A 9,413-nucleotide genomic window follows, 5' to 3' on the forward strand; every position below is an offset into this window, starting at 1 on the left:
CGGGAGACACATCAAGCGTCTGGGCCACCCCACACCACCGCTGACACCCTGTCCCCCGCCCACCGGTCCTGCTCCCACGTCCGCCCGGTTGTCGCCGTGCCCCGGGCTGATGCCAGAGCCGGCCGTTGTGCCTGTCCGTCATCGTGCTCGATCGAAAGCGACCGTGACGACATGAGCGTCATCGAGCAGCATGTGGCCGGCATCGCCCTTGGGTGTGCGGGTTCCTGGCCCGATCGATTCGTGGGATGTGTGGTCAGGGGCGGCGCAGGGCGCGGCGGGCTCCGGTGTAGGCGTTGGCGGGGTTGGTCGAGTGGCCGGCGACGGGACGCCAGGTGCCGTGCCAGTCGACGAAGGGATACCAGCGGCCGTCTCCGTAGCGGAGTTGGATTCGTGCTGCGGCGTCGGTGAGGCGGTTGTCCTCGCCGACGAGGGTTGCCGTCGGTGCGGGGCGCAGGGGTTGGATGGCGTGTTGGGCGTCGGCGAGGTGTGCCGGGTTGGTGGTGCGGCGGTTCCTGGTGACGTCGACGTTGGCGGGGCCGCCGTGGGCGTGGGCGAGGGCGAGGTGCTTCATCTCGACGGTGGACAGGTTCAGCGCTGCGGCGGCGTCCTGGAGGTACGGCTGGTTGTCGGGGTGGGTGAGCATGCGGGCGGCGTCGTGGAGCGGGTCCGGGTGCGTCTGCGCCCTTGTGTCGCCGCGCAGGAGTGCGGTTGCGCGGCGGGCGGCGTCGCGGGTGAGGAGGTTCAGGGCGTCGGCGGTGGGGGCGGGGCGGGGCGGGTCCTGTCGGGGTGTGTCGAGGGGCGGGGGCGCCGGGGCGTTGCGGGCGTGTGCCGGGGTCGTGCTGCGGGGGCGGGTGTGCCACCGGTGGAAGGCTTCGTGTGCGGGGGTGCTCATGGGGTCCCGAGGGTGACGAGTTCGACGAGTTCCTGGTCGGTGAGGTCGGTGACGGTGCGGTTGTCGGTGGCCAGGATGGCGTCGGCGAGGGCGCGTTTGTGGTGGAGGAGGTCGGCGATGCGGTCTTCGAGGGTGGCTTCGGCGACGAGGTGGTGCACGGTGACGGCGCGGCGTTGTCCGATGCGGTGGGCGCGGTCGGTGGCCTGGTCCTCGACGGCGGGGTTCCACTGCTGGTCGTAGTGGACGACGTGGGTGGCCTGGGTGAGGTTGAGTCCGGCGCCGGCGGCTTTGACGGACAGGATCAGTACGCGTGTCCCGCCGGCTTGGAAGTCGTCGATCATGCGTTGCCGCGCGGTGGGTGGGGTGCCGCCGTGGAGGAGGTTCGGTGCGAGGCCGCGGGCGCGCAGGTGGGCGTCGAGCAGCCGGCCCATGGCGACGTAGCTGGTGAAGATCAGCGTGGATTCGCCGCAGGCGGTGATCTGGTCGAGGACGTCGTCCAGGGCGGCGAGTTTCGCCGATCGTGCGGCGAAGTGCTGCGTGGCGCCGGGAGTGTCGGGTCCGGGTTCCTTGAGGTAGTGGGCGGGGTGGTTGCAGATCTGGCGCAGTGCGGTGAGCAGGCGTACGACGAGTCCGTGTCGGGCGATGCCCGCGGATTCGGTGATGGCCGCCATGGTTTCGCGTACGGCTGCCTCGTAGAGGGCTCCTTGTTCGCGGGTGAGCCGGACGATGTGTCGTTCGTGGAGCTTGTCGGGGAGTTCGGGTGCGATTCCGGGGTCGGTTTTGAGGCGACGCAGGAGGAAGGGGCCCACCAGGAGGCCGAGTCGGCGGGCGGCGTCGCCGGTGGTGTCGCGTTCGGCGTGGCGTCCGTATCGGGCGCGGAAGGTCGTGCGGGTGCCCAGCAGGCCCGGATTGGTCCAGTCCATGAGGGCCCAGAGTTCGTCGGTGCGGTTTTCGATGGGTGTGCCGGTGATGGCGACGCGCGCTCGGGCGCGGACCTCGCGCAGGCGGCGCGCGGCGGCACTCGACGGGTTTTTGATGCTCTGTGCCTCGTCGGCCAGGATCAGGTCCCAAGAGATGTCGGTGAGTGCGGTGTCGCGTTGGACGATGCCGTAGGTGGTCACCACGATGGTGTCGGGCGTCAGGTCGGCCAGGGTGCGTCCGGGTCCGTGGTAGGCGATTACGGGGGTGGCGGGGGCGAATCTGCGGATCTCGCGGATCCAGTTGGTCACGACGGATGTCCGGGCCACGACCAGGGTCGGGCCGGTGGAGATGCCGGTGGCTCGTCGGTGGAGGGCCAGGGCGATCGTGGTGACGGTCTTGCCGAGCCCCATGTCGTCGGCCAGGCAGGCTCCGTAGCCGAGGCCGGTGACGCGTGCCAGCCAGGTGAGGCCGCGGTGTTGGTACGTGCGCAGCTCGGCGGCGAGGGTGTCGGGCAGCGGCACGGGGTGGGCGTCGGATGTCGCGGCGCGCAGCGTGGCGACCAGCTCGGCCAGGCCGTCCGCGGGGGCACAGGGGTACATGTGGCCGTCGATGGTGACGGAGCCCGTGAGTGCCGCGCCCAAGGCGTCGACGGGTTCGAGCGGGGCCAGGTGGGGGTGGGCGGCACGCTGGGTTGAGGCGTCGTCGACGAGGATCCAGGTGCCGCGCAGCCGCACGAGGGGGCGGGCGGCCTCGGCGAGGGAGTCCATCTCGGCGTCGGTCAACGTCCGCCCGTGCAGGGCTAGTTCCCACCGGAAGTCGAGGAGTTCGGCCAGGCCCAGGCGGGTGGGGCCGCTGCCGGAACGGATGCCGACGACGGTGCGCGCGGTCAGGGCCCCGATCATGTCCGCGGGCCACGAGATCGTCAGGTTCGCGGGCGGGGCTTCGGCGAGTCGGACGGCCTCGGACGCGGTCAACCGGACCACCGCGGGTGCGGGTTGCGCGGCGAGGCGTTCGGCGGGGCCCCAGCCGTCTGCGATACGGCGCAGCGCACGTCGTGTACGCGCGCGCAGGTGTCGCGCGTCGGGGTGGTGGTGGCCGGACCACACGTCGTGGGCGGGCACGGGGTGATCGCGATGCTCGAGCTGCAGCAGCAGGGTGGCGCGCAGCGTTCCCGTGGCGGCGTCCGTCCCGTCGGGTGGCTGGACGTGCAGGTGGAGTCCGGGGGGCGGCGCCGGGTCGAGGGTGTCCTCGACGGCATCGGTCCACGGTCGCAGGTGTTGAGCGTCGCCGGGGCCGGGGTTGGTGAAGGGGCCGGCGCCGAAGAGTACCGGCGCGCCGGGCGGGCGCAGCATGTGGTCGGCGAGGGCGCGCAGGAAGGCGTCGACGGCCTCGTCGGCGGTGTCGATGTGGAGTGGGTCGTTCGGGGAGTTCGGGACGGCGCGGCAGTGGGCGTGCGGGGGCATGGCGTCGGTGATGTCGCGCAGGGTTTGCCGGGCCGGGCCGTTGTGCGTCGCGAGGCACCAGGTGTCGCGGTCGTCGTCGTCCAGGGTGGGGTACAGCGCGCGTGCGGCGATCAGTTCGAGTCCGAGCCGGGCCGCTGCGGCCCAGGCCCGCGCCGAGGGATGGGCGCCCGCGGGGAGTGTGGGCACCAGCGCCGGGACGGCCGCCGACAGGGGCAGGACCCAGCAGGTCACGCTTGCGCGCCGTGCGCCGGCGGCGTGGCCCAGGGCGAGGTCGCGGATCGCGGGGTGCATCGGGTCCGGCAGCGGTAGGTGCGGCATGGGTCGGCCGTCGGGCCGGTAGATCAGGAATCGGACGCCGTCGCGGTCGGAGTCGACCGTCAGGGCGCATCCGGTCGCGAGCGCCTCGACGGCGACGTCCGAGGCGGTGGGCAAGGACACGGTGTCGCCGGCGTCCGGGGTGGTGTGAGGGCCCGTGGCGGGCCGGGGCCAAGACGCGGCGTGAGATCCGTGCTGTTCGCCGGGCGCGCGTCGCGGCGGCGGGACGAGACCGGGAGGCTCGCCGGTGGGCGGGGGCATGTTCCGGACCCGCTCCACGAGCACCTGTGCCGCGGCCATGCGGGCTTCGGCCTTCGACCGTCCCCGGCCGGAGGCGTCGACGAGTCGGCCGTGCATGCGGCAGGTGCCCGTGCACGTGAACTCGGATCGGCCGGGGCTGTGGGACGGGTGGTACTGCCACTCGGGCTTGGTGATGACTGCGTCCATCTTCAATTGGTTCAGGTCCATCAGCGCGTTGGTGCGCTTGGCCTTCGAAGGTGTCGCGTTGGTCTTGCGAGGGCTTGTCGTCGCTGCGGTCGTGGTGTCGGTTTCGCGTGGGTCCGGCGGGTCGGGCGCGCGCGCATTGTTCGGGCAGGCCGGTCAGGGCGGCGACCAGACTCACCATCGCGCGGTTGCGCGCGCCCTTGCGGCCGGTCGAAGTCTGGGGTGCGCCGCGGACGAGACCGGTGCCGGGGTCGAAGCCGGCGGTGACCTCGACGACGCGCACGGGGCCTTGGTGTCGAGTGTTTTCGTGATAGACGGGAAGCGGGCGACCGAGGACGGCGGCATGCTTGCCCAGCAACGTTCCGGCGAGGCCGTTGCGGTTGGCGACCACGTCCAGGGCGGCGATGCGCGCTTGCCGCCACCCGGGCCCGTCGACGCGGAACAGCAGGTCGTGAAGGTGTCGATGGCGAAACCGGCCGCATGCGGCATGGACGAGGATCTCCTCGAGCAGCACCGGTCCGGGGTCGTCGGCATGCAGCCGATCGCACAGGAGGTACTCGAAGGCCTCCATCCCCAGGCCCGATTGGCCGGCGGGGCGGCGCTCCGGCGGGGCGCCGTGCGCGTGGGGATCCGCAACCCCGGCCAGGACGGCAAGAAGACTCGTCGCCGCGCGGGTGCGCGCGTGTTCCCGGGAACGGCCCTTGCGTGCGGGGCCGGTGATTTCATGACCCGGCATCCCCGTGCGGGCCCGGCTCTTGTGGGTGAAGCTGGCACCCGGTGACTGGTCGGAGTCGAGGAATGCGAGCGGGGGCCACATCTCCAACTGGCTGTGCAGGTGCAGGATTTCGCGCATGGTCTCGACGCGGTCCATCAGGCGCGCCATGATCGACGCGCGTACCTTCGCCCATTGTTTGTCCTCGTCCGCGACCAGCAGGACCATACGCATGTCCCGCAGGGACATGGTCCCGGCGGCGGTCCGGCGGATGGCCTCGGCGCAGAGCTCTGCGCACGTCCGGCGGTCGACACACGCACGGGCCAACCGCTCGCTCCACGTGGCCGCGTCGAGTGCGGCCAGGTCTTCCGTCTCTGAGGCGAAGGACCGTCGATCGTGGATGAAGACGGCGGGCTGCGCAACCAATATTCCTCCCGGGGTCCGGTGCGGCATTCTCTCGATTCACACGCGTCGCACGAAGTCGACAGGTCGGATGGCCCTCCAAGTAGGCGGAGGCGCCCTTGGCCATGCGGATGGCCGGGCTGCTGGGTGCCTACTCATTGACCTGGGCGAGTTGATGGCACCTTTCGCGAGCCGATGTTGCCATCCTCGCCGATCTCGTGCCGCCGCTCACCCCGTGCGGGGTTGTGGAACAACATGGAGCCCACGCCTGGTATGGCGAATGTGGCAACGGCGCTGGCACGGATTTGGCCACTTGGGCGAGCGTCTCACCGCACACCGACAGAGAGGGGGCGGTTCGGACGGTCTTGCGGCCGGCCAGCGAGGTACCGTTTCCGCTCGTCGCGGGGGCGAGTCGGCCTGAACCCGTCCACGGACATATGGTCTTCCCCTTCACCTGATTGTTCGCGCGACGAACGACGGCCCACGCTCAACTCGGTTCGCCAAGGCTTTCACGCAAGCACGATTGGAGTTCACCGACTCTGCCCAGAGGAACGGCCCTCGGCGCGCGAAACAGGCGGAACGCAGCTTGATCGGTGGCAAGCAAGTGGCCAACGTACAGCCGTGAACCCTTGGTTGGGGCGGTCTCCGGGGATGACGGCCGGCTGACTATGCACCCTGTGGGTCCGTCGATCCAGACTTGCTCGGGATCGAAGGAGGCCGGGACTGTGGGCGGAGGCGGTGTTCCTTCATCACCTCCAGTCCAACTGCAGCGCTTCACGGCGCAACCAAGGTTCCTCCCCGACGCAAGCTCAATGTCGGCAGCGCCTGAGAGCGCTTCCGTTAGCCGATCCGTATTTCGGCACGAATGCGATCTACTTCCGCAGCGTAGGCGTCCAAGTCGATGCGGGCACCCGTGGTCTGATCGCCGTTGCCACCGCCACGGAGGACCCGGGCTGTCGTGGAGGTATCGGTCCACGCGCAGACCGGTGCCGTTACGGTGGCCCCGGCACGCTGGTCCTCGACGGAAACCACCTGACACACGAGAGGTTCGGTTGCGCCTGAGGGAAGGATCGTGCGGGCGGTATTTGGGACGGGCGTGCTGTGTTCACTTGCGGCCAGTACCTGGAGAAGCGCGTCCCGGGCCTTTGCGGGGTCGGACAATGCGCCGTATGCGCCGTCGATTCGCAGGGCACCGCTGGTGTTGCCGGCCTGTACATACACGCCGTTGACGATGACGGGATTGCCGACACCAGCTGTGATCAGGGTCTGTGTGGCTTCACGGGTCGTGGTCGACGGTTGCACGGTGACGTCGCGGGAATAGCGGCCGGAGCCGAGGGTGTCGGGGAGGACCAGGCGCAGCCCCGCATGGAGGGGGGTACCGGTACCGGTGTTGGTTCCCGCGTCCTCGACGGAGCTGGTGGTGGGGGCTCCGTCCCCGCTCTCGGCTCCGCAACCCGATGCAGTCACCATGGTCGTTAGACAGGCTGCCAAAAGGACCTTGCGCTTCACCGAGTACCCCCACGCCAGAGATGACACACGACTAGGCCAGTGTGCCAGCAGATGCCCCGGCCCCCGCGAGTCGGCAGAAGAAATCCGTTGTTTTGCAAGGGGTTTGCTCGCAGTGCTGCGGTCCAGGACATGGCTCTGGTTCTGCCACAAGGAAGTGCTCGCGTGGTCGGGTGTGGAGCTCACTTCTCTGTCTCGCAGCGTGTGTCGCGGTTCGGCGCTGGATGCTCATCTCCGTCAGTGTGTGGTGAGACGCGCGACAGACGCCTGAGCGGGCGTGACGGGAGGACTCCCGTGACCAGCCCGAATCCGGCGTTTCCCGCCGCGGTTGCCCCCGTGCGGCCCTGCGCGGCGCGACCCCGAAAGCGTCGGTTGACGCCTGACGCCACCCAAGGCATCCAGCACCGCATGGATCAACGGCCCCACCGGGCACGGTGGAGAATCATGACTTCGTGGGCCGTTTATTCGACTTGACGTCTTCCGGGCGCATCTGCGCCGATATACGCCTCGAGCGTAAAGATCGCTGTTCATGAGTCCCCACGGGAGAAGCCTGAAATTTCTTTTGATCGGGACGGCCCTACCCAGCAGGCGGACGAGAGTCACGCCTCCCTATGGAAGGTGGTGTGGACGAACGGTCGGTTCGAGAGGCCGTGTCGACGCGAAGACCGGAAGGAGCAGGACCCCGCGTCCCCTGTCGATATCGTCCCGATACGTGAAGGTTCGCGGCGGTCAGTGTTCTTCCATGTACTGCTCTATAACGCTGATGGCAATGGGGCCCTGAGCATGGACTTCGATACCGCGCCTCTGGGCCCATTTTCGAACCTCCACCGGGTCTGGCCCGTGGCCTGCCGAGAGACGGCGCTTGCTCTGCATGCGTGACGGGGAGCTGGTCTTTCGGGCCGCTGTGAGGTACGGGCCCAGCTTGTTCAGCAATTCTTGATAAGTCTTCTCGCCGAGGTCGATCTCGTAGGTGATGCCGTCCAACGCAAATGTGTGCGTCTTGATTTCGCCGCTGACCTCTCCGGTGATGTCGTCGGTGTATTGGGTAAAGATGTGTTGAGCCATGCGAAATTCCTCTCCCCGAATTCGTGTAACCTACCCCGTTTCCCGGCGGCGAAATCTCAAATTCTTGAAGTCTCGACGTGCGTTCTCTCGGACGTGGCTGTGTCTCCGTGTACGGTAGTACGTCAATGAAACCACAAAATTCCCCATATTTCCGTAATGATGATCCTTATTGCGTTCCACGAAAAGGGAGTCCGTCCTCCACGAATTCGGCGGACGGGGTGACGGCTGGGGCTCCGAACGGCTCGTCCGAGGTCACCGTCGGTGGTGTGAGAAGGGCCTGGAGGGAGGACGCGGAGCAGCGGGCGCCGCGACCTCGACCCCCGCCCCGAGGGCAAGCGGTGGTGCCCGTGACCAGTTCGTCCCCGTCGTGGCCCGAATTCCGGCAGCACATGGTCACCGAACCGGGCACCTCGCCGACCGGCGGCGGGCCGCACGCTCCCCAGGCGCTACAGCCTCTTCTTCGACGCGGCATCCGACCCGGGCCGGGCCACGACGGAGCTCTCCCCCACGGCGGCACGTCCGACCGCGCCCTTCTCGGCGCCCCCCGGGCAACACGGCGCCCTGCTCCGGCAGGTGCCGTGGCTCCGATCGGTCGACCCGCACCACGAACCGCTCGGTCGCATCCACGACACGCTCACGCCGAACTTTCGTTGGAGGGCGTGGACGTCGCGGCCGGGGGAGTCGCGGTGGGGGTGAACTTCTTCTGGCGGCGGTTGCCCGGTGGGACGGTGGCCGGCGGGTCCGCGCGGGAGTTGGAGGAGATGGTGCCGTACTGGCACGACCGGGAGTTCGCTCCGCTTCGGGACGCGGGCATGGTGCTGGGGGTCGAGCGGATCGGCGACCTGATGCACGCGGTGCTCACGTTCGGCGAGCGGGAGGAAGGGGTCTGCGAACTCCCCGTCTACGGAGGCGAGGTACGGGAGGAGGGAACGGAACACCCGGAGTACGGGTTCCTCGGCTCCGTGGTGTGGGTGCTCGAGCCTTCGCAGGTTCGCGAGGCCGCTCGGTTCCTGAGTGGCGTCGACGTCGCGCAGCGCGTTCGGGAGGTGGAACCGGTGTTCACCGACGACGAGGACTCGCCGCTGGACCTCCTGATGCCATGGGACGACGACGTGAGGCAGGCATTGCACGAGGGGCTTGTTCGTCTCGTGACGTTCTTTGTCGCCGCTGCGGCTGCGGGTGATGCCGTGGTCAAACGCCAGTCTGCGTGAACTCGTCCATCGCCGGTCCGGACCGCAGGGCGACCCCGCCCGCGTCGTGCCGGCCCTGTCGGTGCCCGATGTCGTGATCACCGCTTCGGACACGAAGAGAGTCGCGCCATGGGCGCGTGGACATCGGGCCTTTCGAGGGCGACATGGCCGCTGACTTCGCCGTTGCTCCCGCCCGTGTGTGTCCCCCGAGGGCCGACGCGACAGCGTGGACTTGCCTGTGCTGAATGCCCCGCGCTTGCCCGGGCGTGCTGCGCGGGTTCGGCACGGCGTCACCGAGCTTCCGACGGCGGTGTCGGCGAGGGTCGCGCGCACGCTTGGGGGAGAGACGAGGCCGCGGATTATCGGGTGCGCCGGCCGCTGCCCACCGCTACGTTGGCGAGTCTTGTCGCGCGTTCGAAGGGTGGTTCATGGGAGGCGTGAGGTTGACGGTGTGCCTGCCGGCGGAGGCCCGGGAGGACCTGGGTGCCGCGTTGACGTCGATT

General features: G+C 69.2%; 6 protein-coding genes. 2 read left to right on the forward strand and 4 right to left on the reverse strand.

Translation table 11 applies throughout. The features are described from left to right. Positions 1-253 precede the first annotated feature (253 nt). Complete coding sequence (locus OG948_RS60745; protein ID WP_406301017.1) at positions 254-892, reverse strand: hypothetical protein; 639 nt, start codon at positions 890-892, stop codon at positions 254-256. Next, positions 889-4,038 carry an SNF2-related protein gene (locus OG948_RS60750; RefSeq protein WP_406301018.1) on the reverse strand — a complete coding sequence of 1,050 codons (3,150 nt, stop codon included), beginning with the start codon at positions 4,036-4,038 and terminating at the stop codon, positions 889-891. The genes OG948_RS60745 and OG948_RS60750 overlap by 4 nt, the downstream gene beginning before the upstream one ends. Here OG948_RS60750 and OG948_RS60755 point away from each other — a divergent pair. Next, a complete protein-coding gene (locus OG948_RS60755; protein WP_331733318.1) occupies positions 4,025-4,816 on the forward strand; it encodes a hypothetical protein in 792 nt (263 codons plus the stop codon). The two genes, OG948_RS60750 and OG948_RS60755, sit on opposite strands and share 14 nt — an antisense overlap. A 1,173-nt stretch (positions 4,817-5,989) precedes the next feature. Here OG948_RS60755 and OG948_RS60760 read toward each other — a convergent pair. Both OG948_RS60760 and OG948_RS60765 read right to left on the reverse strand, forming a co-directional pair. Beyond that, positions 5,990-6,658, reverse strand: coding sequence for a hypothetical protein (locus OG948_RS60760; protein ID WP_406301019.1), 669 nt, complete (start codon positions 6,656-6,658; stop codon positions 5,990-5,992). A gap of 726 nt (positions 6,659-7,384) precedes the next feature. After that, the gene (locus OG948_RS60765) at positions 7,385-7,720 is read right to left on the reverse strand and encodes an Lsr2 family protein (RefSeq protein WP_331733322.1); all 336 of its coding nucleotides are present in this window, start codon (positions 7,718-7,720) and stop codon (positions 7,385-7,387) included. A 659-nt stretch (positions 7,721-8,379) separates the two neighbouring features. Here OG948_RS60765 and OG948_RS60770 point away from each other — a divergent pair. Continuing rightward, on the forward strand, positions 8,380-8,931 hold the full coding sequence (locus OG948_RS60770) for a hypothetical protein (RefSeq protein WP_406301020.1): 552 nt from the start codon (positions 8,380-8,382) through the stop codon (positions 8,929-8,931). Positions 8,932-9,413 lie beyond the last annotated feature (482 nt).

This window comes from Embleya sp. NBC_00888, assembly GCF_045207655.1.
Taxonomy (GTDB): domain Bacteria; phylum Actinomycetota; class Actinomycetes; order Streptomycetales; family Streptomycetaceae; genus Embleya.

Bases quoted from the DNA above. Each gene is read 5' to 3' on its own strand.
- OG948_RS60750 (WP_406301018.1), bottom strand. From the start codon at position 4,038: ATGGACGCAGTCATCACCAAGCCCGAGTGGCAGTACCACCCGTCCCAC.
- OG948_RS60755 (WP_331733318.1), top strand. From the start codon at position 4,025: ATGACTGCGTCCATCTTCAATTGGTTCAGGTCCATCAGCGCGTTGGTG.
- OG948_RS60745 (WP_406301017.1), bottom strand. From the start codon at position 892: ATGAGCACCCCCGCACACGAAGCCTTCCACCGGTGGCACACCCGCCCC.
- OG948_RS60765 (WP_331733322.1), bottom strand. From the start codon at position 7,720: ATGGCTCAACACATCTTTACCCAATACACCGACGACATCACCGGAGAG.